This is a genomic window from Paeniclostridium hominis, assembly GCF_014306135.1.
In the GTDB taxonomy this organism is placed as follows: domain Bacteria; phylum Bacillota; class Clostridia; order Peptostreptococcales; family Peptostreptococcaceae; genus Paraclostridium; species Paraclostridium hominis.
Window position 1 is genome coordinate 77,084 of sequence record NZ_JACRWD010000002.1, and the last position, 25,693, is coordinate 102,776.

The 25,693-nt window shown below is 27.4% G+C and carries 24 protein-coding genes and 1 riboswitch; of the genes, 1 reads left to right on the forward strand and 23 read right to left on the reverse strand.

What is annotated here, in order from left to right; translation table 11 throughout:
* Positions 1 to 3: 3 nt before the first annotated feature.
* The 8 genes from H8891_RS08255 to H8891_RS08290 form a co-directional block, all read right to left on the reverse strand.
* Positions 4 to 375 (reverse strand): ribosomal maturation YjgA family protein, encoded by a 372-nt coding sequence (locus H8891_RS08255; RefSeq protein WP_187006059.1) that lies wholly within the window; start codon positions 373 to 375, stop codon positions 4 to 6.
* 97 nt (positions 376 to 472) lie between these two features.
* A complete protein-coding gene (locus H8891_RS08260) occupies positions 473 to 1,411 on the reverse strand; it encodes a polysaccharide deacetylase family protein (RefSeq protein ID WP_187006060.1) in 939 nt (312 codons plus the stop codon).
* A gap of 164 nt (positions 1,412 to 1,575) precedes the next feature.
* Complete coding sequence (locus tag H8891_RS08265; protein ID WP_187006061.1) at positions 1,576 to 1,731, reverse strand: hypothetical protein; 156 nt, start codon at positions 1,729 to 1,731, stop codon at positions 1,576 to 1,578.
* 138 nt (positions 1,732 to 1,869) lie between these two features.
* Positions 1,870 to 2,442, reverse strand: a complete 573-nt coding sequence (locus H8891_RS08270; RefSeq protein ID WP_187006062.1) for a xanthine phosphoribosyltransferase — start codon at positions 2,440 to 2,442, stop codon at positions 1,870 to 1,872.
* Between the two features lie 93 nt (positions 2,443 to 2,535).
* A riboswitch (purine riboswitch) is annotated at positions 2,536 to 2,637 on the reverse strand.
* 184 nt (positions 2,638 to 2,821) lie between these two features.
* Positions 2,822 to 3,427 carry a hypothetical protein gene (locus H8891_RS08275; protein WP_187006063.1) on the reverse strand — a complete coding sequence of 202 codons (606 nt, stop codon included), beginning with the start codon at positions 3,425 to 3,427 and terminating at the stop codon, positions 2,822 to 2,824.
* Between the two features lie 251 nt (positions 3,428 to 3,678).
* Positions 3,679 to 5,223, reverse strand: a complete 1,545-nt coding sequence (gene murJ / locus H8891_RS08280) for a murein biosynthesis integral membrane protein MurJ (protein ID WP_187006064.1) — start codon at positions 5,221 to 5,223, stop codon at positions 3,679 to 3,681.
* 236 nt (positions 5,224 to 5,459) lie between these two features.
* Positions 5,460 to 6,437, reverse strand: a complete 978-nt coding sequence (locus H8891_RS08285; RefSeq protein WP_187006065.1) for an LCP family protein — start codon at positions 6,435 to 6,437, stop codon at positions 5,460 to 5,462.
* An 836-nt stretch (positions 6,438 to 7,273) separates the two neighbouring features.
* The gene (locus H8891_RS08290; RefSeq protein WP_243207814.1) at positions 7,274 to 7,510 is read right to left on the reverse strand and encodes a lipid II flippase MurJ; all 237 of its coding nucleotides are present in this window, start codon (positions 7,508 to 7,510) and stop codon (positions 7,274 to 7,276) included.
* A 319-nt stretch (positions 7,511 to 7,829) separates the two neighbouring features.
* Between H8891_RS08290 and H8891_RS08295 the strand changes: the two genes are divergently transcribed.
* Positions 7,830 to 8,366 (forward strand): VanZ family protein, encoded by a 537-nt coding sequence (locus H8891_RS08295; protein ID WP_187006066.1) that lies wholly within the window; start codon positions 7,830 to 7,832, stop codon positions 8,364 to 8,366.
* Between the two features lie 71 nt (positions 8,367 to 8,437).
* On the opposite strand, the gene H8891_RS08300 is transcribed toward H8891_RS08295, so the two are convergent.
* The 15 genes from H8891_RS08300 to H8891_RS08370 form a co-directional block, all read right to left on the reverse strand.
* A complete protein-coding gene (locus H8891_RS08300) occupies positions 8,438 to 9,802 on the reverse strand; it encodes a PTS ascorbate transporter subunit IIC (RefSeq protein WP_187006067.1) in 1,365 nt (454 codons plus the stop codon).
* 37 nt (positions 9,803 to 9,839) lie between these two features.
* Entirely contained in the window at positions 9,840 to 10,112 is a 273-nt protein-coding gene (locus tag H8891_RS08305) for a PTS sugar transporter subunit IIB (protein ID WP_147543324.1), read from the reverse strand.
* Position 10,113: 1 nt separating this feature from the next.
* Positions 10,114 to 10,515, reverse strand: coding sequence for a PTS sugar transporter subunit IIA (locus H8891_RS08310; protein ID WP_187006068.1), 402 nt, complete (start codon positions 10,513 to 10,515; stop codon positions 10,114 to 10,116).
* Between the two features lie 19 nt (positions 10,516 to 10,534).
* Positions 10,535 to 12,595, reverse strand: a complete 2,061-nt coding sequence (locus H8891_RS08315; protein ID WP_187006069.1) for a BglG family transcription antiterminator — start codon at positions 12,593 to 12,595, stop codon at positions 10,535 to 10,537.
* 124 nt (positions 12,596 to 12,719) lie between these two features.
* Positions 12,720 to 13,646 (reverse strand): UTP--glucose-1-phosphate uridylyltransferase GalU, encoded by a 927-nt coding sequence (gene galU / locus H8891_RS08320; RefSeq protein ID WP_187006070.1) that lies wholly within the window; start codon positions 13,644 to 13,646, stop codon positions 12,720 to 12,722.
* Between the two features lie 66 nt (positions 13,647 to 13,712).
* Positions 13,713 to 15,257 carry a murein biosynthesis integral membrane protein MurJ gene (gene murJ, locus H8891_RS08325; protein ID WP_187006071.1) on the reverse strand — a complete coding sequence of 515 codons (1,545 nt, stop codon included), beginning with the start codon at positions 15,255 to 15,257 and terminating at the stop codon, positions 13,713 to 13,715.
* A 167-nt stretch (positions 15,258 to 15,424) separates the two neighbouring features.
* Positions 15,425 to 16,591, reverse strand: coding sequence for a nucleotide sugar dehydrogenase (locus tag H8891_RS08330; protein ID WP_187006072.1), 1,167 nt, complete (start codon positions 16,589 to 16,591; stop codon positions 15,425 to 15,427).
* 45 nt (positions 16,592 to 16,636) lie between these two features.
* The gene (locus H8891_RS08335) at positions 16,637 to 17,803 is read right to left on the reverse strand and encodes a glycosyltransferase family 2 protein (protein WP_187006073.1); all 1,167 of its coding nucleotides are present in this window, start codon (positions 17,801 to 17,803) and stop codon (positions 16,637 to 16,639) included.
* Positions 17,796 to 18,470, reverse strand: coding sequence for an LbetaH domain-containing protein (locus H8891_RS15605; protein WP_187006074.1), 675 nt, complete (start codon positions 18,468 to 18,470; stop codon positions 17,796 to 17,798). The genes H8891_RS08335 and H8891_RS15605 overlap by 8 nt, the downstream gene beginning before the upstream one ends.
* 74 nt (positions 18,471 to 18,544) lie before the next feature.
* The gene (locus H8891_RS08345) at positions 18,545 to 19,759 is read right to left on the reverse strand and encodes an O-antigen ligase family protein (RefSeq protein WP_187006075.1); all 1,215 of its coding nucleotides are present in this window, start codon (positions 19,757 to 19,759) and stop codon (positions 18,545 to 18,547) included.
* A complete protein-coding gene (locus H8891_RS08350; protein WP_187006076.1) occupies positions 19,743 to 20,984 on the reverse strand; it encodes a glycosyltransferase family 4 protein in 1,242 nt (413 codons plus the stop codon). The genes H8891_RS08345 and H8891_RS08350 overlap by 17 nt, the downstream gene beginning before the upstream one ends.
* A 137-nt stretch (positions 20,985 to 21,121) precedes the next feature.
* Positions 21,122 to 22,249 carry a non-hydrolyzing UDP-N-acetylglucosamine 2-epimerase gene (gene wecB / locus H8891_RS08355; RefSeq protein WP_187006077.1) on the reverse strand — a complete coding sequence of 376 codons (1,128 nt, stop codon included), beginning with the start codon at positions 22,247 to 22,249 and terminating at the stop codon, positions 21,122 to 21,124.
* Positions 22,249 to 23,379: a polysaccharide biosynthesis C-terminal domain-containing protein gene (locus tag H8891_RS08360; RefSeq protein WP_187006078.1), complete on the reverse strand. Its 1,131-nt coding sequence runs from the start codon at positions 23,377 to 23,379 to the stop codon at positions 22,249 to 22,251. Before H8891_RS08360 ends, wecB begins: the two co-directional genes overlap by 1 nt.
* A gap of 32 nt (positions 23,380 to 23,411) precedes the next feature.
* Complete coding sequence (locus H8891_RS08365; RefSeq protein ID WP_187006079.1) at positions 23,412 to 24,467, reverse strand: nucleoside-diphosphate sugar epimerase/dehydratase; 1,056 nt, start codon at positions 24,465 to 24,467, stop codon at positions 23,412 to 23,414.
* A 6-nt stretch (positions 24,468 to 24,473) separates the two neighbouring features.
* Positions 24,474 to 25,691 carry a glycosyltransferase family 4 protein gene (locus H8891_RS08370; protein WP_187006080.1) on the reverse strand — a complete coding sequence of 406 codons (1,218 nt, stop codon included), beginning with the start codon at positions 25,689 to 25,691 and terminating at the stop codon, positions 24,474 to 24,476.
* Positions 25,692 to 25,693 lie beyond the last annotated feature (2 nt).

Consider the following 25,693-nt stretch of genomic DNA (forward strand, 5'->3'; position numbering starts at 1 on the left):
ATTTTATTTACTTAATTTATCTACCACACATCCTAAAATTATTCCTATACTATAGCTGATTAAATCTTCAAATAAAAATCCATGTCCAAGAATCAATCCTCCAATTATAGTATTTCTTATATTATTTATCCATTGAGCTTGATATAATTGACTTATTTCTATAGAAAAAGAAAATAAAAAAGCTAGTACTAAACTTTTTGTAATATTTAATTTAGGAAATAAAAATCTAAATCCAAAGTAAACCATCATAGCCCAAAGCATATCTCCAATAAAAGGAGCAATATTTCTTGGGAATATAAACATAAACTTTCTAGATAGCAACCCCATAAACATAATTATAATTGTAATTATAAAATATCTTATCCTATTTTTCATAATATCCTCCATACTTTTAATTATACATAAAAAAAGAGCTAATCTCTATTTAGATATAGCTCTTCTTTATATATAATTTAATTTTTAATTTACATAATTATACTAAAACCTTAAATTGATATCCATTATCTTTGAAATATTTTATAATTTGAGGAAGAGCCTTAGCAGTATTTTCTTTACCATAAGTATCATGCATTAATACAACTACCATATCTTTTCCTGCTGATGTTTTAACAGCATAATCATATAATTCTTGAGGATTCTTTTTCTTTCCTTCAGCATCTCCACTTAAAGCATTCCAGTCAATAGATGCTATACCATTTTCATCTAAATACTTATCTAAAGGTTGCATACCTTTCCAAGACATATGTCCACCTGGACATCTTATAACCTCAGTTGAGAAGTAAGGTCCTAAAACATCTTTTAATATATCATCAGTCTTTTTAAAATCTTCTTTGAATGATTCTAGGTTTAAAACTCTATTAGGATATAATATACCATAATCGTGACTATATGAGTGATTAGCTATAGCATGTCCTTCTTCAAATTCTTGCTTTATAAGTTCTTTGGCTTTTTCTCCACCACGCTCTATATTTTGTCCTGTTAGAAAAAATGTTGCTTTAACATTTTCATCTTTTAAAGTTTTTAATATCTGTGGAGTAACTGTAGTTGACGTACCATCATCAAAAGTTAAAAATACTATCTTTTCACCGTTATTAGAATAATCCATTTTTTTTAACTTGTCTTCAACTTTTTTAGCACTGTAACTATAACTTTCCGCTCCATGCTTAACACCAATCATTTTTTTCTTAGCTTCTTCAGCCTCTTTACGTTTTTTCTCTTCTTCAGCTAATCTTTTTTGTTCTGCAATCTTTTGTTCTTGCTTTTCTTTTATAGCTTCATCTACATAAGCTTTAACTTTGTTAAACGAACCAAAGATTACTAAACAAGCTACCATTAACAAAAATGCTCTTTTTATGTTTACCTTTCTTCTTCTATTTTTGTTTTTAGGATTTTCAAAAATATTTTTCTTCATAAAAATTCCCCCCTAACTGTCGTTTCCTGTCATTTTTTCTTATGAATTAATTATACTATATATAACTATCTTTTTGTATTACAGATTCGTAACAACTATTTCAAAATTGTAAATTAAGTATTTTTTAAATAAAAAAACTGCTTACGCAGTTTAATTTCGTAGTATTATATTTTATTTTCTTCTTTATATTCATAAAGATAATTTGAAATACTCCCAAATTCTTGATAATACATTATAGTAGTGTTTATAATAATATATGATAACCCCAACATTATTAAAATCAAGGTAATCCCAATTACCAATTTTATCTTTAACCTCATATGGGACCTCCCTTTTTTAACCCATTTTTTCCCATATTTAGATTATATAATATTTTTTTATTATTTAATAGTAATTCTTATCTATTTTTTTCTACAAATTAATTCATAAAAATAAAAAAGTCGGGATATCCCAACTTTTTATCTAAAGTTTACTTTACCATCTTTAATTGAATCAAGTACAACTAATGATTGTAAGTTTATATTTTTAGATTCTAAAAGCTTAGCTCCTTCTTGGAATCCCTTCTCTATAACTATACCAACTCCAACTAAGTTAGCTCCAGCTTGTTCAACTAATTCATTTAATCCTATAGCTGCTCTTCCATTTGCTAAGAAATCATCTAAAACTAATATATTTTCACCTTCATTTAAGTATTTTTTAGAAACTCTTATAGTATAATTTTTAGCTTTTGTAAATGAATATACTTGAGCTTCATATACATCTTTATCTAAATTTTTTGATTCAACTTTTTTTGCAAATACAACTGGAACATTTCCAAAATGTTGAGAAGCTATTGATGCGATAGCTATTCCTGAAGCTTCTATAGTAAGTATCTTATCAATTTTTTTACCTTCAAATCTTTTAGCAAATTCTTTACCTATTTCATTTAAAAATGCTACATCTAGTTGATGATTTAAGAAACTATCAACTTTTAATATATCATCACCTGAAACTCTTCCTTCAGTTAATATTTTTTCTTTTAACTTTTCCATAAGTACTCCTCCGAATTGTAGTACCTGCATAAATGCTTTAAGAAAGCTTATAAAAAAACTCCTGTCACAAAAGACAGGAGTTTATATTTTCTATATAATAAATAAACTTCCTGTAGTCAAATCATTTACGGTGATTTGGTAGAAACTCTTGACCCTTATTGTCAAATTTATACAGGTATAATAATTAGTTGTTTAGTTTATCTAATTATAAATCATTAGAGTATATTAATCAATATTAAATTTCTCATATATATTGTAGCTTGCATTCTATCTTTTAAATTTAATTTAGCAAATTTAATAATATGTTTTTCACTATATCCTCCGTTATATAAAGTTTTTTAGACATGTCTACTTTTTTTATAAATCTATTTAATAATAATTACGTATCTAATTCTTCTGTTACTTGTGGATTTTCTGGCTCTATCGGTTGCTCTGGTGATGTCGACGGTTGTTGTGTTTCTGGTTCTATCGGTTGCTCCGGTGATGTCGGTGGTTGTTGTGTTTCTGGTTCTATCGGTTGCTCTGGTGATGTCGGTGGTTGTTGTGTTTCTGGTTCTATCGGTTGCTCCGGTGATGTCGGTGGTTGTTGTGTTTCTGGCTTTATCGATGGTTTTGATATTATTGGTTGTTGTGGCTTTTGTTCTTGTATTGATGGTTTCTGATAACTTTGTATCTCTAGTTTTACTGGTTTAGTTTTTTGTTTAATGTAGTTTTGATTTTTATATGTATTTTTTTGCTCATTTTTTGTTTTAATTTTTTTAGTTTGTTCTTTGTTTTCTTCAACTTTAATCGAATCCTGAGTTACTTGTTCTGTTTTTTCAATTTCCTTTAAATTAGCTACAATATCTTTTACAGCCACTTCTTGTTCTACCCTTTTATATTCTTCTTTATCAAGCACTATAGGTCCTTGAGATAAAGTAAACCCAGATACTACCGCAGTTGTTAATATTGTTGATGCTGCTACTATTTTACTTTCCTTATTCATTTGTTTACTCCTTATTATATATTCTTTTTATCTCAATTCTCTTGATTTTATTAATTTTCCTTTAGTTAAATTCTTTCATATTTTTTCTATGATAGTCAAAACTTCTATAAATTTGTATATATCTATAAATTTATAAACTTATTTCTAGAAAATAAAAACAAAAAGAGTCTATTTTTAAATAGACTCTTAATACAGAAATTATATATATTTTCTTTTATACTTAATTTTTATGTTAATATTTATTAGATTTCCTATGCTCTAGTTGCCTTTTTCTTAATCATATCTATAAATATATATATCTCATCTACTTTAAATACTATAACTAATACAGCATATACTATAGCTCCAATTCCTACAGATATACCTAATGATATGGCTTCTTTTATAAATCCTAATCCTAATATAGCAATACAAAACTTATAAGCAAAATAAGTTATTAATCCCATTATAAGACTTGCTATTAGCGACTTAAAAAATGTATTTTTTATTTTATCTTGCCCATAATAACCCATTCTTTTCTTTAGACTGCCAAATAGTAATAATATACATATAATAGCCGATAAGCTAGTTGCTAATGCTAAACCACCATGCCCCATAACCTTTACTAAAGCTAAATTTAGAATAATATTAAGAATGACTGCTAAAACACCATTTATCATAGGCGTTTTAGTATCTTTTAAAGAGTAAAATACCTTACCTAATATGTCCCTTAACCCAAATCCTATTGTACCTACTGAATAAAATATTAAAGCAGTAGCAGTAAGCGATGTAGATTTTGCATCGAAAGCTCCTCTTTGAAATAATACTCTAACAACAGGAGTTGCTAAAACTATTGCACCTACTGTCGTTGGTAGTACTACTAAATTTACACAGTTAACACTATTAGCTATAGATTCAGCGAACTTTTCCTTATTATTTTCAGTAGATAGTTTTGACAATGTTGGATATATAACAGCTCCTATAGTAGATATAAATAATCCTAAAATAAACCCATTTAATTTACTCGCACTATTTAATGCAGTTATAACTCCATCACCTAACCCTGAGGCTAGACTTCTATCTACCATAGTATTAACTTGGTTAACTGCAACTCCTATAAATACAGGAATTACTAGCCATAACATCTTCTTCAAGTATTTATCTTTAAAGTCTAATACAGGTTTAAACTTATAACCTTTTTTAATTGCAAATGGCACTTGGAATAAAAACTGTGATGCCATTCCAAGTAATCCTCCTATAGCTAGAATATCTATATTCTTCATAATAGCACTCAACGCTATAGATGCTATTACTACTATGTTGTTAGGAAATGCTATCATGCCTGGTATAGTGAAATCTCCTTGTATTTGTAGATATGAAGTCATTATATTGCTAAGTCCTATACAAACGACACCTATTATCATTATTCTTACGAATCTAACAGTTAATTCTAGTTTTACTCCTATAAAGTTCATAGCAAATAACTTTACTAATGGCACTGCAAATATATATCCTAATATGGCTAAAATTAAACTTAAGATTACTACTATACACATTATGTTATTAGAAAATTTTAACGCTCTTTTTTCTCCACCATGTTCTAAGACTTCATGATATAGCGGTATAAAAGTTGTAGCTAAAGCTGTTCCTATTGCTGCGAATACCACTAAAGGTATATTCATAGCTGTTATGTATACGTCACTGTATGCACTTGTTCCGTAAAAGTATCCAAGTACTATCTCTCTTGCAAACCCTAAAACCTTTGATAGCATAGTGACTACCATAAGCCAAAATGCTGATTTTGCTAAACTACTCATATCTTCCTCCAATTTCTAACTTTGCCTAAATAATATTATATATAAACTTTTATAAATTTAATATAAATTTAACATATTTGTAATAATATTGTTTTTTTATTTTAACTTCTTAACATTAAAGCATTTATTTATCAAAAACTTTACTTCATTCATTTATTTTTCATATTTAAACTTATATCTATATAAAAATATTTTTACTAAAAAACTCATAGATTATAATCTATGAGCTTTTTATACTACTTTTTATAAGGTTGCCCAAATATAAATTCATGTAGAGCATTCAAATTATAATCCTTATCCCACTCTAAAACCCAACCTTTTTGTTTGCTTATAATATGACCATTTCTATGACCTTCTAATGGAAATTCTAGTTGTTCAATATTACTATCTTTTATATTATAAACTGTAAATCCTAAATCTATCATCTCCATAGGACTTATATTAGTTTTAGTATTTCTTAACAATATGTCAGCAGCCTTTTTATACATCAGAGGATCTTGTTTTAAAAATTCGTTATAAACACTTTGAGCAACTTCTCTATGTCTATTGTCTCTTGCAAAAGCACTATCAGTATATCTAATTCTACTAAATGCTAATGCTTGGTACCCATTTAATTTTTGTACCCCAGGCTTAGTTATATATTCCTTAGGAGCTTTATTTTCTCTATCTCCATAGTATTTATAGCAAGCATCTATATAAGTATTGATTTCATTTATATCTTTAGCTTTTATATCTACTGTCACTCCTCCTATCTCATCTATAACATCTATAAATGAAATAAAGTTTACAGCTACATACTTATCTATATTTATATCAAAGTTGTTTTTAAAAACTTCTTTTAATAAGTCAATTCCACCATATGCATATGCATGAGTTAATTTCTCATATCCGTGTCCTGGTATATCAACATATGTATCTCTTGCTATTGATGTTATCTTTAACTGTTTGCTTTTACTATCTATTGTAGCTAACATAACAGAATCAGATCTATTTCCTTTATCTATACGAGTTCCATCTATACCTACTAAAAGTATATTAGTTATACCATCTACCATCTTGCCACTTTGTTCCTCACCTTGACTAGATTTATATTTATTATCTGAACCTTTAACATAAATAGAATCTAACTTCGCATAAATATATCCAAATGAACCTAAAATTATTATAGCTATAGCTATAAATATTCCTAAAATTACCTTTGTGGGTTTTCTCATACTAATACCTCTTATCTAAATTGTAATTATAAACTGATATTGCTAATTGTAATTATAAACTAAGCTTATATAATTTAAACCTTCAGCTACATAATCAGCAAACTTCTCTTTATTATTTTCGGTAAATAGTTTAAAAAGTGTAGAGTAATATATATAATTATTTATATATATTATAACTAAAAAAAGCTGATTCCCAAGTAATTTAGAAGTCAGCTTTAATATTATTTAGACTATCCATTAAAAGTTCCTATACAAATATTTATGAAATATAGTTTTTGTGAAATATATGATTTATGGTTAAATACTTTAGTTGGATTTTGTGGAGCTAAATTATATTTTAGTATTCAAATGTCTTTTTTAATATATAAATAGTATTATCGAAATTTTATTTAATATTTATAAAAACGTTGAAGTATGTGTTGACCTAGGTGTTTTTTTGTCAACAGTAATTTTAGGTTTATATGTTGACGAATTTTCTCGGTAACACTTAGGGTACCTAATTTGGTAACATTTTAAATTAGACGTTCTAATGGTTTCATCCTAGTGTTACTGATGTTGACGAATTTTTATGTAAAATGGTAAATTAGGGATAATTAGTTATATATTTATCTAATTTAGATATAAGTTATTGCGAATTTTTTTCGGTAACGTTAAGAATAGATATTTCATTTTGAAATATCTATTTTGTAGATATGCTATTATTAAATCGAATTAAAATGTATCTATTACTACTATTTTATCTTATGATTTTTTTAATTTTTTCTTTACCATACTTATCAACATATTGCTACCAAATTTACACAGTTAATACTAGTTGCTACTGACTCTGCAAGTTTTTACTTATTGTTTATACTATATAACTTTGATAATGTGGGATATATAACCGCTCCTAAAGTGGATATATATAGTCCAATTACAAATCCATTTAATCTATTTGCATTATCAAGAGCAGTTATAACTCCATCTCCAAAACCTGATGCTAAATTTCTATCTACCATAGTGTTTACCTGGTTAACAGCAAGCCCTATAAATACTATTCCTATTATCATTATTCTTACAAAATTAACAGTCAATGCTGATTTGCTAAATTACTCATGTTTTCCTACCATTTCTAATTTTGCCTAGCTACTTTTATATACAAATTTGTGTAAAATTTAAATAAACTTAGCTTATTTGTTATACTATCATTTTTACTTTAAGTTTTCTCATCAGTTAAAACTATTTCCTTACATCCTGACTATACCTATTATTCCAATATTATAACCTTCTCAATACTTTATCAGCTTTATCTATTTTTCATACTTATTCCTATTTCGAATAATTTTTTGTATCTATATTTTATAAATAGTCTATAATTAGTTATACAGTATTATTTTTAGGAGGATTTTAATATTGGTAATAGATTTTAATTTAATGGTTTTAGTGTGTTTTATAGCTATTTATATTTTTTCAAGATCATTAATTTGTTTTATAAAGGGTACTAATTTAAATATTAAAAATGAAATAACTAATTTGGGTTTATATATGTCGGTAGTATTTGTTTTTTCTGCTACCCTATTTCCTATTAAGTTAAATGTAGCCTATGAAGGATTTGAGATTTATAACTTAATTCCACTTAAGGTACCTATAGGTATTTTTATGAAAAACAGCTTTGGATATTTTTTATATCAAACACTAGGTAATATAGCTTTATTTGTTCCATTTGGATTTTTTGTTTATTCAAAGAGTGGATATAATATGAAAAAGACTATTATATGTTGTTTTGCTTTAACGTTATTTGTAGAGTTTATCCAAGGATTTATACCTTATAGATTTTGTGAGATAGATGATTTATGGTTAAATACTTTAGGCGGGTTCATAGGAGCTATAATTTATATATATTATCTAAAGTTTAATGATAAATATAAAAAGATTAATAATATAAATTAAATAAAAATAAAAGAGTGTATTTCTATTTTTGATAGAATGCACTCTTTTATTTTTAATATTTTTTATATATACTAAGCTACTTCCCTAACTTCATCACTTTTCTTAAAATCAAAACTCATTACAACCAATACTGCTAATATTCCCACAAGTACTGCTGTAAGTCCAAATCCACCTACAAATTGTTGTATCTTACCTAAAAATATTCCAACTACTCCAAAATCTCCATCTGAAAATGTAGAGTTAGCTATTCCTAAGTTTCCAAGTACAGGAAGTAATGCTACTGGTAATAATGATATTACTACTCCATTTAAAAACGAACCTAGTATAGCTCCTCTTCTTCCACCAGTTGAGTTTCCAAATACTGCCGCTGCTGCTCCTGTGAAAAAATGAGGGACAACACCTGGTATAATTATTACAAGTCCTGCTACTCCTAGCACTAACATAGATACTACTCCACCTATAAATGAGCTTATAAATCCTATAAGAACTGCATTTGGTGCATAAGGAAATACTATTGGACAATCTAGTGCTGGTTTTGAATTTGGAACTAGCTTAGTTGCTATTCCTTTAAATGCAGGTACTATTTCATTTAATACTAGTCTAACTCCATTTTGTATTAATATAAATCCTGCTGCAAAAGTTAATGCTTGTATCATAGCATAAACTATAAAGTTTTTACCATCAGATAAATTTGTTTCAACATATTCAGGCCCTGCAACTAATGCAACTATTATGTATAAAGTCAACATAGTTATTGATATAGAAACTGCTGAATCTCTTAAGAAACTTAATGACTTAGGAACTTTCATTTCCTCTGTTGACTTAGACCCTTTTCCTACAGCCTTTCCGATTCCTGCTGCTAAGAAATATCCTATAGAAGAAAAGTGTCCTAATGCTACTGAATCATTCTTAGTTATTCCTTTCATAAAAGGCTGACATACTGCAGGAGATATAACCATTATAAGCCCTAGTGCAAGTGATCCTGTAAATATTAAATGTGGTCCACTCATTCCACTTGAAACTAATATAACAGCTATCATACAAGCCATAAATAAAGTATGATGTCCTGTTAAGAATATATATTTAAATTTAGTAAATCTCGCTATAAGTATGTTCATCAGCATACCAAAAGTCATTATAAGAGCTGTATAAGTACCATACTCATCCATAGCCATAGCAACTACAGCTTCATTATTTGGTATAACTCCACTTACCTTAAATCCATATTCAAACATTTTACCAAATGGCTCAAGCGAACCTACTATAACTCCAGCGGCTGCTGATATAACAACAAATCCAACCATTGCCTTGATAGTTCCTTTTATTACGTCTTCTATTGGTTTTTTCTGAAGAACTAAACCAATTATAACCATTACCCCTATCAACACAGCTGGTTCAGATATGAAATCTACAATAACTTTTAAAAACCCATTCATAATGTCCCCTCCTAACGTCTTTTTATATTATCAATTTCTATAATCCTAAAGCTGCTTGTAACTTTCCTTTTAACTCATCTTTATCAAATAAAGCATCTAGTACTATTAAATTTGGTAAATGAGATGCACTTGATTCTAAGTCACTAGCTGTTATAAATATATCTGCTTGTTCTGGTGTAGCATCTGCTAAAGAGTTATGAGATACTTCATATCCACTTAACCCTAATTCTCCTAATATTTCATTAACATTCATTTCAACCATAAAACTTGATCCTAATCCTGATCCACAAACTGCCATTATTCTTTTCATTTTAAATTACCTCCATAATTTCTTCTTCTTTATTTGTATTTAATATTTTATTTAATTTACTTTCATCCATACATATGCCTGCTACCTTTTGCATAAGCTCTAAATGTGATTTACTATCTATTGAACTTAATGTTAAAAATAAACTAGTTTCTTTTCCCAAAAAATCTACTGGTTCATTTAATTTTAAAATGCATAGATCTGTTTTTTTAGCACCATCCTCTGGTCTTGCATGTGGCATTGCAATTTTTGGTGCTATACAGAAATATGGTCCATATTCATCTATTTTACTTATTATTGAATCAAAATAAGATTTTTCTATAGATCCTCTATTTTCTAAAATATCACATGATATTTTTATAGCTTCTTTATAATCATCTACCTGGTTAATAACTTTAACTATCATACTATTCCCTTTCTTCTGTTTACCTTGAATATTTGTCTATTAGTTTTAAAACTATATTTTTATCATCTGTATTTATAATTGTTTCTATATTATCTTTATCTCTAAGCATCTGAGTTAAACAAGCAAGTGCTTTTATATGTGATTGCTTATCTTTAGGTGCTAAAGTTACTATCATTTTCACATTATGATTTTCATCATTAGAAAACTTAATTTTATTTTTAAATGTAGTAATACTCATTCCCAACTTATTTACACCGTTTTCAGGATTAGCATGAGGCATAGCAACATTTTGTGCTATTACTATATATGGTCCTAATTGGACTACATTATCTATACAAGCATTCACATATGAATTTTCGATATATCCAAGTTTTATAAGATTTTCTGATGCTACTAATATAGCCTCTTTCCAATCGCTAGCTTCTTTATTTAAACTTATAGTGTCTTCGTATAAAAGTTCTTTAAGTGTAGCTTTTTGAATTTTTGACTTCTCTCTACTGTTAATTATTATAGTTTTTATTTCTTCTCTCAATTTTTCTTTATCTGAAATATTTGCATGTCTTTCAATACTACTCATAATCTTATCTATTGTTTCTTGTTCTTTGTTAAATGTCGATTGAGCATTTGAAATTTGAGATACTAAATTTTTCTTATCTAAATCTGTAAGTACTGGACTTACTTTTATAAACTTAGATACATCTTCATCAATATCTACAGTACTTATAGCAAAATCATAATACTTATCGTATTGTTTAAACTTTTCTAAAGATAAGATATCTTCTATTTCAATAAGGTCAAATAACTCTTGTATCTGATTTTTTAATAATTGAGAAGTAGCCATACCAAAATTGCATACTATAACAATTTTAGGAATTTTTATTTCTACACCCATCTTACTTGTATATCCACCAAAATACATAGATACATATGCAATTTCATCTTCATTTAAAAACATATCCATTAAATTGTCTACATGTTTTATAGCTTGCTTAGTAAATTGATATATAGATTTATACTTTTTCTTAATTTCATTTTTTACTATGTTGGGATAATACACACCATATTTAATTCTAAATAAAGAAGGCATTAAATGATTAAGTATGTCTTTTTCCAAAGTTTCATAATCATCAATTGATATACATGATATTTTTTCAAACTCTTTTATCATCATCTTAACTGAAGAAATATATTCACCTTTTAATTTGTGTTCATTGAAAAATTTTCTAATATCATTATCACTAACCAAAAATGTTTGTATATAGTAAACTTCCATATCACTTATATCCTTAGCTATGATATTTCTTATAATATTCAACAATACTTCAGCATCATTATTAGAAGTTAGATTTTGTAAAAATTGAATATCTTCTTTATGAAAACAGTTCATGCTTTTCTTGTAATAATATTTATAAAAAATAGTTAAATACATTAAGATGTAATTTAGATTATTATGTTTTAAAATATCTAAGTCTAATTTTTCAATTTCTGTTTTTATATATTTGTATTCTTCAATTAGTTCATATTCATAAAAAAGGTATCCATACTCATTGTATAAGTTTATAAACAAGTATCTTTTTTCTTTTTCTTTTCCTTCTAATACATATCCCCCTTGAGTGTTAAGAATTAAGTTATATTTATTTATATATTTCTTAACTTCTTTGATATCACCTAAAATAGTGTTTCTACTTACATATAGACTGTCACAATATTTTTCTATAGTCGATTTTTCTAAACCTATTAGTAAATCTATAATTATTTTTATACTTCTTTCTTTTGGTGATAGTATATAATCATCTGTTGAGTATTTTAATAATTTTTTTATATCATCTTTGTCACATGGGTTTATGTGATATCCTAGGTTTCTAATGTTTGTTATCTCTAGTCCGCTTTTTTGTAAGTATTCATTTATTTTAGATATATCATAATAAGCAGTTCTTTTAGACACATTTAATGACTTCATTATTTTTTCAAGCTTTGTATAATCATTATTTAATAGTATGTCTAATATTTTTTGTAACCTTATGTTGAGTTGCATATCTGATATCCCTTTCTTGATTTTATTATACTTTATTATAATCATTGCACAAAAGTCAAAATTAAAGCACTATATAAGTGCAATAAATTGTACTCTGGTGTTAAAACATATATAAATATAAAAAAACTGAAGGCTAGTTTTACTTTGCCTTCAGCTTTATGTATATTTATTAATTTATTTCTATATCGACTGCAACCTCATCTATAACAAACTCAGTACTTTTAGCTTCATCAATCTTTTTTGTTAAAAAGTTCATAAATTCATCTCTAAGTTCTGGTCTTTTAAGTGCAAAGTCTACTGTAGCTTCTAAGAATCCTAATTTATCACCTACATCATATCTTATTCCTTCAAAGTTATATGCATATATAGCTTCATACTTTGCTAAAGTTTTAAGCGCATCTGTAAGTTGTATCTCTCCACCTTTTCCTGGCGCTTGCTTTTCAAGTATTTCAAATATATCAGGAGTTATAATATATCTTCCTAGTATAGCTATATTTGACGGAGCTTCTTCAACTTGTGGCTTTTCAACCATATCATTAACTTTGTATACTCTATCTTCTATGTATTTAACATCTAGTATACCGTACTTATCTGTATCTTCTTTAGCTACTTCTTGGACTCCTAATATAGAAGTATTATATTCATTATATACTCTTATAATTTGTTTTAGACAAGGCTCCTGGCTATCTACTATATCATCCCCTAATAATACAGCAAATGGCTCATTTCCCACAAAGCTCTTTGCACAGTATATAGCATCTCCAAGTCCTTTTGGCTCTTTCTGGCGTATAAAGTATATATCTACCATGTTAGAGATATCTTGTACCATTTTTAACATTTCTATTTTTCCCTTTTGTTCAAGTTCTAACTCTAGTTCAATAGAACGATCAAAGTGATCTTCTATACTTTTTTTACTTCTTCCTGTTACTATCAATATCTCTTCTATCCCTGATTGTACAGATTCTTCTATTATGTATTGTAGAGTTGGTTTATCAACTATCGGAAGCATTTCCTTTGGTTGAGATTTTGTTGCTGGTAAAAATCTTGTTCCTAATCCAGCTGCGGGTATAACTGCTTTTCTTACTTTCTTTTTCATAATATGCCTCCCTAATTTATGTAAAAATAAATACCCTTAATTCACGTAATTAAATGCATTTTGATTTTATGCTTTTTTTACCTTTTTCTTTACCATATCTATTAGCATATCTATCTCTTCTACCTTAAACACCTTAACTAATAAAGCATATACAATGACTCCTACTCCTACAGATCCTCCTAGAGATATAGCTTCTTGTATAAATCCTAATCCTAACATTCCATTAAAGAACTTATAAACAAAATAAGTAACAACTCCCATTACTAAACTTGCTATTAATGATTTAAAAAATGTATTTTTTATCTTATCTTGTCCATAATATCCTATCTTTTTCTTTAAACTACCAAATAGTAATAATATACATGTAATAGCTGATAAACTTGTAGCTAATGCTAGTCCACCATGTCCCATAACTTTTACTAACGTTATATTCAACACGATATTAAGAGCTACAGCTATCATACCATTTATCATTGGTGTTTTAGTATCTTTTAAAGAGTAGAACACTTTGCCTAATATATCTCTTAATCCAAATCCAATCATACCTACTGAATAAAATACTAATGCAGTTGCTGTAAGAGCAGTAGATTTTTCATCAAAAGCTCCTCTTTGGAATAATATTCTTACCACAGGTGTAGCCAACACTATCGCTCCTACTGATGCTGGTAATACTAATAAGTTTACACAGTTTACACTTGTTGCTACCGATTCTGCAAACTTTTCCCTATTATCTTCAGTAGATAACTTAGATAATGTAGGATATATGACAGCCGATAATGTAGCTATAAATAAACCCATAACAAATCCATTTAATCTATTCGCATTGTTTAGTGCAGTTATAACTCCATCCCCTAGTCCCGATGCTAAACTTCTATCAACCATAGTATTTACTTGATTAACAGCAACACCTATAAATACAGGAACTACTAGCCATAACATCTTCTTAAGATATTTATCTTTAAGGCTTATAACTGGCTTAAATCTATATCCTTTTTTAATAGCAAATGGAACCTGGAATAAAAATTGAGATACCATCCCAAGTAACCCTCCTATTGCTAATATATTTATATTTTTAGTAAGTGCACTTATTATTATCGATACTATTATAATTACATTATTAGGAAAACCTATCATGCCTGGTATAGCAAAATCACCTTGTATTTGTAAGTATGCAGTCATTATATTACTAAGCCCTATAAATATAATTCCGATCATCAATATTCTAACAAATCGAACAGTTAGTATTAGTTTTTCTCCTGTAAAATTCATTGCAAACAACTTTACTAAAGGTTGTGCAAATATGTACCCAAATATAGCTAATAGTAGGCTTAAAATTACTACAATACATACTATATTGTTAGAAAATTTTAGAGCTCTTTTTTCTCCTCCATTTTCTAGCGCCTCGTGATATAAAGGTATAAATGTTGTTGCTATAGCTAATCCTATTGCTGCGAATAATACTAATGGTATATTCATAGCAGTTATATATATGTCACTATATGCACTTGTTCCATAAAAGTATCCTAGTACTATCTCTCTTGCAAATCCTACTACTTTAGATAACATAGTAACTACCATAAGCCAAAATGCCGATTTCGCTAAATTACTCATAACTTCCTCCCGGTTTTAATGTTGTATTATATACAAATGTATGTAAATTTAAAATAAATATATATATTTGCATATAATTATAGTTACTATAATATATATATTATATTTAACAAATGGAGAATAAATGCAAATGCCTTTATTCTCCATTTGTTAATATTTAAATTTATTTAATCTCTATTAAATAAGTCTCTCGTGTAAACTTTATCTTCTACATCACTTAACTCTTTAGCTAACCTATTCGATACAATGACATCACACATATTTTTAAATTTATCTAAATCACTAATAACTTTAGAGTTATAAAAAGTATCTTCTTTTAATGCTGGCTCATATACAACAACTTCAATACCTTTACCTTTTATTCGTTTCATTATACCTTGTATGGATGATGATCTAAAATTATCCGAGTTAGTTTTCATCGTTAATCTATAAATCCCTACAACTTTAGGTTTTCTAGCTATTATCTGATCTGCTATATGATCTTTTCTAGTTCTATTTGCATCTACTATAGCACCAATGATATTGTTAGGCACATCTTCATAATTCGCTCTTAACTGTTTAGTATCTTTTGGTAAACAGTATCCACCATATCCAAATGAAGGATTATTGTAATGAGTTCCTATTCTTGGATCTAATCCAACCCCTTCTATAATTTGTTTCGAATCTAATCCTCTAATTTCTGCATATGTATCTAGTTCATTAAAGTAAGCTACTCTAAGCGCTAAATATGTGTTAGAAAATAATTTTACTGCTTCTGCCTCTGTAGAGTTAGTAAATAAAACTGGAATATCTTCCTTTATAGCTCCTTCAGTAAGGAGTTGTGCAAATCTTTCTGCTCTGTCTGATTTCTCTCCTACTATTATTCTGGAAGGATATAAATTATCATATAGAGCTTTTCCTTCTCTAAGAAATTCTGGTGAAAATATTATATTGTCTGTTTTAAACATAGTTCTTACTTTTTCTGTATATCCTACCGGCACAGTTGATTTTATAATCATAGTAGCATCTGGATTTATAGCCAATACATTAGCTATAACAGCTTCAACCGTTCGAGTATTAAAGTAATTTTTATCTGGATCATAGTTCGTTGGAGTAGATATTATTACGTAATCTGCTTTCTCATATGCTTTAAATACATCTGTTGTAGCAACTAAATTCAATTTTTTATTCAATAAATATTCTTCTATCTCTTTATCTACTATAGGAGATTTTTTGTTATTAATCATGTCTACTTTTTCTTGTATTATATCTACTGCAACGACTTCATTATATTGCGCTAATAATACCGCATTAGATAAACCCACATATCCAGTTCCTGCTATAGCTATTTTCATACTATTCACCCCTCATATAGTTTCTTTTCTAATCATTACATGAATTTATTTTAATTTTTTTATTCTTTTAATTACATATTTTAGCCATTCTGTATACTTAAACTTAGTATACTCTAATAAGTCTCCTTTATTTGCTTCACCTTGATAGTACAAGTGTGAATTGTATCTATGTATTTTTGATTTGATATAATTTTTTTCAATAATACTAGTATCGTATAAGAATATACCATTTCCTTCTATTTGATTTATTACATTCATCTCATGTGGCTTTAATTCTAAACCAAATGACTTAATAATTCTAAAATCTTCTAATCGAGTCGTTAACCAGTATTTTTTATTTTCTTTATTTTGCTTCATTCCATATATGTCAATGCATAACTCACCTCTGTCTATTCCTAGCATATCCCCTAGGTCCTCTCTTTCAAAGAATGAATCATACTTTATTGCATTTTTATTAAACGGCATAAATTTATATTCTTTTTTCCCATACATTAAATCTGTTTGGTATGCAGGGCTATTGGCAATTGCATGGCTTCCCATATTATTAAAATTACTTGAGTGACTTATATTTGGATATACAAAGTATTTATTATTCTCTATACAGTACCTTATGTGATACTTTAACCATGATTTATTTGACCATTGGAATAAATTTGAGGGAACTTTATTTGAATACTCAAAGCTATCACCATTTTTATTATACCATTCCATAAAATTATTCCATTCTTTTCTGCTCCATACTTGTCCCCATGATTGCGCATATTGTATAAAGAATGAATCAAATTCGTTTTTTTCATTTTCAAAAACTTTTGAAGCATCTATATTTCGCTTATGCTTGTATAAAGATATTCCTGCTATATTTTCATTATTTTCATAAAATTTAATTGCTTGTTTAGTATAGTTGTAAAAATACGGTGAGACATAAGTGTCATCTTCTAATACTACTATGTATTCATATTCTTTAGTCAAGTTTCCACACTCAATTACATGTTTTTTCAACCCTAACCTCTCACTCCTAATTATTACTGTTTTATTTCCAAACTTCCAATTAAATTCTTTTACATACTTGTATAAATCTTCATTACCGCTATTATCAATACTAATAATTAAATCTATACAATCATCATATACCGCTCTATCCAAAGATTTAAGCAATCTTTCTATACAATGCAATCTATCATATCCAATTACTACAATAGCTATATTATCCATTTAATTGCTCCTTTATAAACTCATCTATATTGCTAAATTTATCTATATTATCAATAATCCACTCTTCACTTCTATCCCACCATTTTAATTCATTTAAAATAGTTATTTGCTCATCTGTAAATCTTTGTCCTATTTTTTTAGCTGGAACTCCTCCGTATATATAATATGGTTTACAATCTTTCGTAACTAGTGAATTAGCACCAATTATAGCTCCATTTCCTATCTTCACACCACTAATTAGGCTCACATTGTCACCTATCCATACATCATTTCCGATAATAACTTTAAATGCTTTATTTTCATTGTTACTTTCATCAAATAATTGTTTTTCCACATATGTAAACCCAGCTTGCTTTTTTAAAGAAAAAAAAGCAGGATGAGTCGATACAAATATTTTCGTAGGATGAGTACCCATAATTAGATTTATATTGGATGCTATTGAACAATATTTACCTATCCTCATACTTGCTAAATTATTATTTCTACCCGTGTAAGTTCCATAACCTATATATGAGTTTGATATTATATTGTTTTCTCCAATGCGGTTTCCACCTTCTACTACAGTTTTAAAATTCACTCTTGTTTTTTTCCCTATAGATACACTTTTTCCTAATTCCATTTTTTTTCGTAAAATATAAAATACTAATCTTTTTACTACCTCATTCACCAAATCACACTCCTCAACTTTAACTTAATTAATTTTAATTTTTTCATAATTTACATAACTAATAAATTGTATCATTATACTTTTGATATTCTTTCTAAATAAATAGTTTGATCTAATACTCTCTTTGTCATTCCATTTATAATACACATAACTATAAATATATAAGGTACACCTTGTAATATAGGCTCTACTGAAAAATTCAGCAATAATGCTGAATATATAGACAATACCATATATTTATCTTCTTTTTTTATTCCGTTATGTTTCATAAATTTAATTATAGTTATCAAAGTCATTATAGTGTATATAACTAAAATAAAAAATGGTAAAATACCAACCTCTATAACTGTATCTAACCATAAGTTATGGGCGTAATTTAAACTTCCCTGAATTTTATTTCCTCCTAAAGGATATTCAAACATTTCATCAATTACGGTTTCATACATTTCAAATCTTGGGTCTTTATCTAATTCAGTTTCATATTCACTATGTACACGCTTATACAAAGGCGATTGTTGATATATATTTTTAAAATCAAAAACATTATATATAGCAAATGCTACAACAATCAGCAATACTAGATTAATTAAAAATTTTTTTACTATCTTTTTATTATATCTATTTATAAATAGATATAATATTGTATTTATCATAAATACAATAGCTACTATAACTAAAATACTTCTAGATGCAGTCTGTGTTGTTGAAAATATTGAAAACAAAACACATCCTATAATTATAAGTTTTAATCCAAAATTTTTTTCTATAAATATAGAATAAAATACTAAACTACAAATCATTGTAAATAAAACTCCTTGTAGTGTAGCTGTCATAGCTATACCTGACCATATATCGGGTATATGTCTTCCATCCATTCCCTTTTTTAAAAAAAATATCATATTTAATGCTCCATGAATAAACGTTCCGAATGCTAATATAAGTAATGCATGTTTAATCTTTATACCATTAATTTCCCCACATATATGGTATCCAACTATATACGCGATTATCGGGCCTATCCAAATTACAATAAAACTTTGCAAACTTATAGGATTATATATTTTATATATTAAAAAATATAGCGTAAAGCATATCGATAATACAATAAGCTCATATGTTATATATAAATATCTTTTTTTTGTCAACATCCAAATGGAAAAATTAAACATTAATATTAATATTATATAATTTGATTTATTTAAGAAATCAATTGCAAATAAAAATATGGTCAATATTAATAATACGTCAATTAAGCTACCTTCATTTTTTAATTTATTTCTTTTTATCATTTTGTTCTCCTAATAAATCAAAGATCTTCTTAGTTTGAGCTATGCTATTTTTTTCACTTAGTACAAATTCTCTAGCTCTTTTTCCTGCTGCATTTAATTCTTCTCTAGTCTTTTCACAAACTTCTACTATTTTATCTCTTAATGATTCAATTGAGTCATTTTCTATATAATAAATATAGTCATCATATTCTGTTGGGATACCATCCAGTTTATATGCTATTAGTGGTGTTCCTGACGATAAATATTCTAAATTTTTAGACGGAAAACTATATTTAGTAAATTCTTCTTTATTCTGCCTTGGATTAATTAAAACGTCAGCTTCATTTTGTAACTGTAAAACATCTTCCCTTTTAATTTGACCTTTAAATATAATACGCTTATCTGTTTTTTCAGCTTCTAATACTTCATTTATGCTGTCTCCATAGCCACACAATATAAGTCTATAATCTTTATTATCTATCAACCTAAATGCACTTATTAAATTTAATATGCCATATCTTCTATTTAATGTTCCCGTATATAAAATTATTTTTTCACTTTTTTTACTCTCTTTTAACTTATCATCTTTTTGTTTTAATATATCTGTAGCTATTCCTTCAACAACAATATAATTATTTACATTTAAAGCTTTTGACATTTGCTCTGTTAACAAAACAAAATTATCTATATATTTCAAATTTTTACTTATTGATTTTATTTCAATGTGTTTAAGTATTTTATATATTTTAGATACATCATCTGAGGTATTCATATATTCTGGTAAATCTGGTACTATTATACAAGTTTTTATATTTGGGTTAACCATTTTTATATATTTAAGTGCTTTAACAAATACAGATGTTAATGCGTATGCTATAATTACTTTATTTTCTTTCTTATCATTAGCCCATAGCTTCAAATATTTTTTTATACTAAAATATCTTAAATATTGCTTAACACCAAATATATTAATAAATCCAACATTAATATTTTGGGATTTAACATTTTTTCTGAATTCGCTAGTTTTTATATATAATTTTTTATATCGTTTAGGATACGATCCTATGTATAATGAATTAATAATATTTATAGGATCTCCATTATTCGCTTCTAAACCATTTATGAAATTCCACTGTAATACATTTGCTGCATTATCAATATTTCCAATAGAATTAGCTACAATTTCTTCTTCAATTTCCCTTGGAAATAATCCACCTAAAAAAGTAATATCCATATTACTTGACATTAAAAATTCTTCCTCCCTAACAAGTATATTTAATAAAAATAATATGCTTATAGCAATATATTGCTATAAGCATATCTAATATTAAAATTAATATACTTATATATTTTTAATAGCTATTAATTTCTAGTCTTTTTATACTATAACTTTCCCCATACAGTTTTATCAACAATATGCGTATAGCTTTGAATTAACTTTACTACTTTTACAGATACATTTGTATCTTCATAATCATTTGGTAATACAACTTCTTCATTATTTTCTTTCATTATTACCGCAAGTTCAACAGCTTGTTCTACATCGTCTCCTTTTATTCCTCCAATAACAACCGTCCCCTTATCCAATACTTCAGGTCTTTCAGTAGATGTCCTTATAAGGACTCCTGCAAAATTTAATATAGCACTTTCTTCAGAAAGAGTTCCGCTATCTGAAAGCACACAGTAACTATTCATTTGAAGCTGATTGTAATCCATAAATCCAAATGGTTTTAAACTTTGAACTAATGGGTGGAAGTTAAATCCTCTTTGCTCTATAAACTTCTTACTTCTCGGATGAGTTGAGTATATAACAGGCATTTGATACTTTTCTGCTATGTTATTTATAGAGTTCATTAAAGACATAAAATTTTCTTCGTTATCAATATTTTCTTCTCTATGAGCAGACACCAATATGTATTTTCCTTTTTCAAGATTAAGTCTTTCTAATACATCACTCTTTCTAATTTTATCCATATTTTTTGTTAAAACTTCTTGCATAGGCGACCCCGTAACAAATATTGTTTTTCCATCTATTCCTTCTGAAATTAAATATCTTCTTGAATGTTCTGTATATGGTAAGTTTATATCAGCTATATGGTCTACTATTTTTCTATTTATCATTTCAGATACATTCCAATCCCAACATCTATTTCCAGCTTCCATATGAAATATTGGACACTTTAACCTTTTTGCAGATATTGCTGACATCGCTGAGTTTGTATCTCCTAATACTAATAATGCATCTGGATTTTCTTTTTGTATAACTTCATAAGATTTAGCTATTATATTCCCCATAGTTTCACCTAAATCCTTTCCTACTGTATCTAAATAGTAGTCTGGTTCTCTTAATTCTAGATCTTCAAAGAATACTTGGTTTAATGTATAGTCCCAATTTTGTCCTGTATGAACTAATATATGTTCAAAATATTTGTCACATTTTTTTATTGTTTCTGAAAGTCTTATTATCTCTGGTCTAGTACCAACTATCGTCATTAATTTTAATTTTTTCATTATTTATTCACCTCTAAAAAATAAGTATCTGGTTTTTCTGGATTAAACATTTCATTTGACCAAAAAAGTGTTATAACTTCATCTTGTCCTATATTTTCTATAGAATGAGTATACCCTGGTGGTATATCTAATACCTGTGGTATTTCACCATCTACTATATACTCTATTACCTTGTCTTCATCTATCTTTCTAAAGCTTATATTGGCTTGTCCTTGTATAACTATAAACTTTTCAGTTTTAGTGTGATGCCAATGGTTGCCCCTAGTTATTCCCGGGTGTGTTTTAGATACAAACATTTGACCGAATTGTTCTGACTTAACAAGTTCAGCTAACCATCCTCTATTATCTTCTTTCTTATCTAAGAAGTATGAAAAATCATCTTCTTCTAAATATGTTAAATATGTAGAATATAATGCTTTATTAAATCCATCACTTAAATCAGGTATTAATAAACTTTTTCTCATATTTCTAAACATCTTTAAAGAATCTACTATATTCCCTAATGTTCTCTTATATACAGTTGTTACTTCATAGTAATATTTATCTATTTGTACACTATTTGCTCCTATATCTTCTATAGCATCCATTATAGCCGCCACAACATCATCTATATAAACTAAATTTAATTCTATTGATGGATCATTAACCCATATATCTAAGTCATGAGCTATATTGTAGCAAAATGTTGATACTGCTGAGTTATAATTAGGTCTACACCACTTTCCAAATAAGTTTGGTAGTCTAAATATATATACCTTAGCATCACATTCGTCACTATATTTAACTAATGCATCTTCTGATTGTTTCTTACTTTTACCATAATCATTGTCTAAAACAGCATGAGTTGATGATGTTATTAATATTGGAGTATTTTTGTTTTCTTCTTTTAAAAATCCAACTATCTTTTCAGTAAGTCCTCCATTGCCTTCATAAAACTCTTTAGTTTCTTTAGGTCTATTAACTCCTGCTAAGTGAACTATAAAGTCAGCATCTAATGTAGCTTTTTTAAGTTCTTCCTCTGTATTATTTCTATCTATAGTAAGTACTTCATATTTCTTAGCTTCATTTAAAGCTACTACCGTATTTTTACCTACAAATCCATTTGAACCTGTTACTAATATTTTTTTCATATTAATCAATCCCCACTATTAAAATTTTTATATTATTTAGTTATAGCTACTTCTTTAAGTCTTTGTTCTTCTTCAAAGTTTGCTAATTCTTCTTGTATATAATCTAACTTTAATAGTAATTTTTTCATTCCTTCTACATCTAGTCTTTCTGTGTTATGTGAATGGTAATCATCTAATATAGATACTTTTTCTTTCCCATCTTCAAAGTAATTATCATAATTTAAATCTCTATTATCGGCACAAATTCTATAGTAATCGCCACAGTCTTCTGATTTTCCTAATTCTTCTCTTGTAGCTAATGTTTCATATAGTTTTTCTCCATGTCTAGTACCGATTATCTTTATTCCTGTTTCACTAGATCCAAATAATTCCGTCATAGCCTTAGCTAGGCACTCGATTGTAGCCGCTGGAGCTTTCTGTATAAATAGATCTCCTTGTCTAGCATTTTCAAAAGCATATAAAACTAGCTCAACTGCATCCGGTAAACTCATCATAAATCTTGTCATATTAGGATCTGTTACTGTTATATCCTCTCCTCTTTTCATTTGATCTATAAATAAAGGTATTACAGATCCCCTTGAAGCCATAACATTGCCGTATCTTGTTACACTTATTAATGTATCTTTAGGATCTACTTGTCTAGCTTTTGCTATTGCAACTTTCTCCATCATAGCTTTTGATATACCCATAGCATTTATTGGATATGCCGCTTTATCTGTACTTAAGCATACAACTTTTTTTACTTTATTATGTATACATGCATTTAATACATTTTCTGTACCTATTACATTTGTTTGAACAGCTTGCATTGGATAAAATTCACAAGATGGAACTTGCTTTAATGCTGCTGCATGAAATACATAGTCAACACCTTTTAGTGCATAATCTATACTATTATGATCCCTTACATCTCCGATATAAAACTTCAACTTATCATTTCTATAAGTTCTTCTCATATCTTCTTGTTTTTTTTCATCTCTACTAAATATACGTATCTCTTTTATATCTGTATCTAAAAATCTATCTAATACAGCATTGCCAAAAGACCCTGTTCCTCCAGTTATCAAAAGCACTTTATTTTCAAACATAGTTTTCTAATCCTCCATAAGTTTATTTCTATACATAATATTTACAAATTTAACTGTTACAATATTACGTTCATAGTTGTTATTAAATATGTCTTCAACATTGTTTTGTATATCTTTATATAAATTTAGTTCTCGATTCATACTTAGTATAAAATTAGTTATTCTAATTACTTCCCCTGAATCAACCCTTATTCCTAACTTATTCCCTTCTACTAAACTACCTATTTCACTATCTTTATTCATTATTGCAATTATAGGTTTTCCTGCTGCTAGATATGAATATGTCTTGGATGGCACCCCTAATCCTTCTATTCCTTTGTCTAATGTTGTTATAAATAAATCAGCTGAATTTAATAGTTGATTGTAAGTTTCTCCATACTGATAATCAAAAATTTTTATATTTTCTAACCTAAATTTTTCTACATATGCTTCTATATCTTTCTTTTTATATCCATCTCCTACAAATATAAACTTTATATTTCTCACTTTTTTTAATTCATATGCTGCTTTTAATATTGTTTCTATATCATGAAATCTACCTATATTTCCTGTGTATATTATGTTGAATGTATCATCTATATTGTTTTTTATAGAGAATTCATTAACTTTGCTTATTTTGTATATTTTTTCTTTATCTGCCCAGTTCGTTATTATTTCAATTTTATCTTCTGGTACTTTCTTATTTAGTAAATTTTGTTTCATATCTTTACCCAGAACAATAACTTTATGTGCATTATTATATATTTTTTTATTTATAGCAGTCATAACTTTACATATTAACCCATCATCTTTTATTGCACCTACTTTAACTGCCATATCAGGATATATATCATGCAATAAATATATATATGGTTTCTTCCGTATTTTATTTACTAAATACCCTATAAGGGGAAGTATTGGTGGGTTCGATACTAATAATATGTAATCATAATCTTTTTTTAGTATAGTATTTATAAATGCACTTACTAAAAATGTTAAATAATTAGTTATTCTACCTAGTGCTTTATTTCTATTAAACTTGGAACTGTATACCCTTTTTATGTTTATTCCTTCATAAACTTCTTCTGATTTTAGATCACTATTTTGACCTCTGTATGAACAATCTGATGTTATTACATCTACATCGATTCCATTTTTAACAATGTCTTCAGCAAGTTCCGTTAATACTTTAGGTGTTGAGCTTTTATCAGGATAAAAATATTCTGACAGTATCAATAACTTCATTT

Coding starts and splice junctions, on each gene's coding strand:
- H8891_RS08265 (WP_187006061.1), bottom strand. CDS start 1,731: ATGAGGTTAAAGATAAAATTGGTAATTGGGATTACCTTGATTTTAATA.
- H8891_RS08335 (WP_187006073.1), bottom strand. CDS start 17,803: ATGGATAATATAGCTATTGTAGTAATTGGATATGATAGATTGCATTGT.
- H8891_RS08305 (WP_147543324.1), bottom strand. CDS start 10,112: ATGAAAAGAATAATGGCAGTTTGTGGATCAGGATTAGGATCAAGTTTT.
- murJ (WP_187006064.1), bottom strand. CDS start 5,223: ATGAGTAGTTTAGCAAAATCAGCATTTTGGCTTATGGTAGTCACTATG.
- murJ (WP_187006071.1), bottom strand. CDS start 15,257: ATGAGTAATTTAGCGAAATCGGCATTTTGGCTTATGGTAGTTACTATG.
- H8891_RS08285 (WP_187006065.1), bottom strand. CDS start 6,437: ATGAGAAAACCCACAAAGGTAATTTTAGGAATATTTATAGCTATAGCT.
- H8891_RS08275 (WP_187006063.1), bottom strand. CDS start 3,427: ATGAATAAGGAAAGTAAAATAGTAGCAGCATCAACAATATTAACAACT.
- galU (WP_187006070.1), bottom strand. CDS start 13,646: ATGAAAAAGAAAGTAAGAAAAGCAGTTATACCCGCAGCTGGATTAGGA.
- H8891_RS08255 (WP_187006059.1), bottom strand. CDS start 375: ATGAAAAATAGGATAAGATATTTTATAATTACAATTATAATTATGTTT.
- H8891_RS08315 (WP_187006069.1), bottom strand. CDS start 12,595: ATGATTATAATAAAGTATAATAAAATCAAGAAAGGGATATCAGATATG.
- H8891_RS08360 (WP_187006078.1), bottom strand. CDS start 23,379: ATGAAAAAAATATTAGTAACAGGTTCAAATGGATTTGTAGGTAAAAAT.
- H8891_RS08365 (WP_187006079.1), bottom strand. CDS start 24,467: ATGTTTGAAAATAAAGTGCTTTTGATAACTGGAGGAACAGGGTCTTTT.
- H8891_RS08350 (WP_187006076.1), bottom strand. CDS start 20,984: ATGTCAAGTAATATGGATATTACTTTTTTAGGTGGATTATTTCCAAGG.
- H8891_RS08330 (WP_187006072.1), bottom strand. CDS start 16,591: ATGAAAATAGCTATAGCAGGAACTGGATATGTGGGTTTATCTAATGCG.
- wecB (WP_187006077.1), bottom strand. CDS start 22,249: ATGAAAAAATTAAAATTAATGACGATAGTTGGTACTAGACCAGAGATA.
- H8891_RS08345 (WP_187006075.1), bottom strand. CDS start 19,759: ATGATAAAAAGAAATAAATTAAAAAATGAAGGTAGCTTAATTGACGTA.
- H8891_RS08300 (WP_187006067.1), bottom strand. CDS start 9,802: ATGAATGGGTTTTTAAAAGTTATTGTAGATTTCATATCTGAACCAGCT.
- H8891_RS08260 (WP_187006060.1), bottom strand. CDS start 1,411: ATGAAGAAAAATATTTTTGAAAATCCTAAAAACAAAAATAGAAGAAGA.
- H8891_RS08370 (WP_187006080.1), bottom strand. CDS start 25,691: ATGAAGTTATTGATACTGTCAGAATATTTTTATCCTGATAAAAGCTCA.
- H8891_RS08310 (WP_187006068.1), bottom strand. CDS start 10,515: ATGATAGTTAAAGTTATTAACCAGGTAGATGATTATAAAGAAGCTATA.
- H8891_RS08270 (WP_187006062.1), bottom strand. CDS start 2,442: ATGGAAAAGTTAAAAGAAAAAATATTAACTGAAGGAAGAGTTTCAGGT.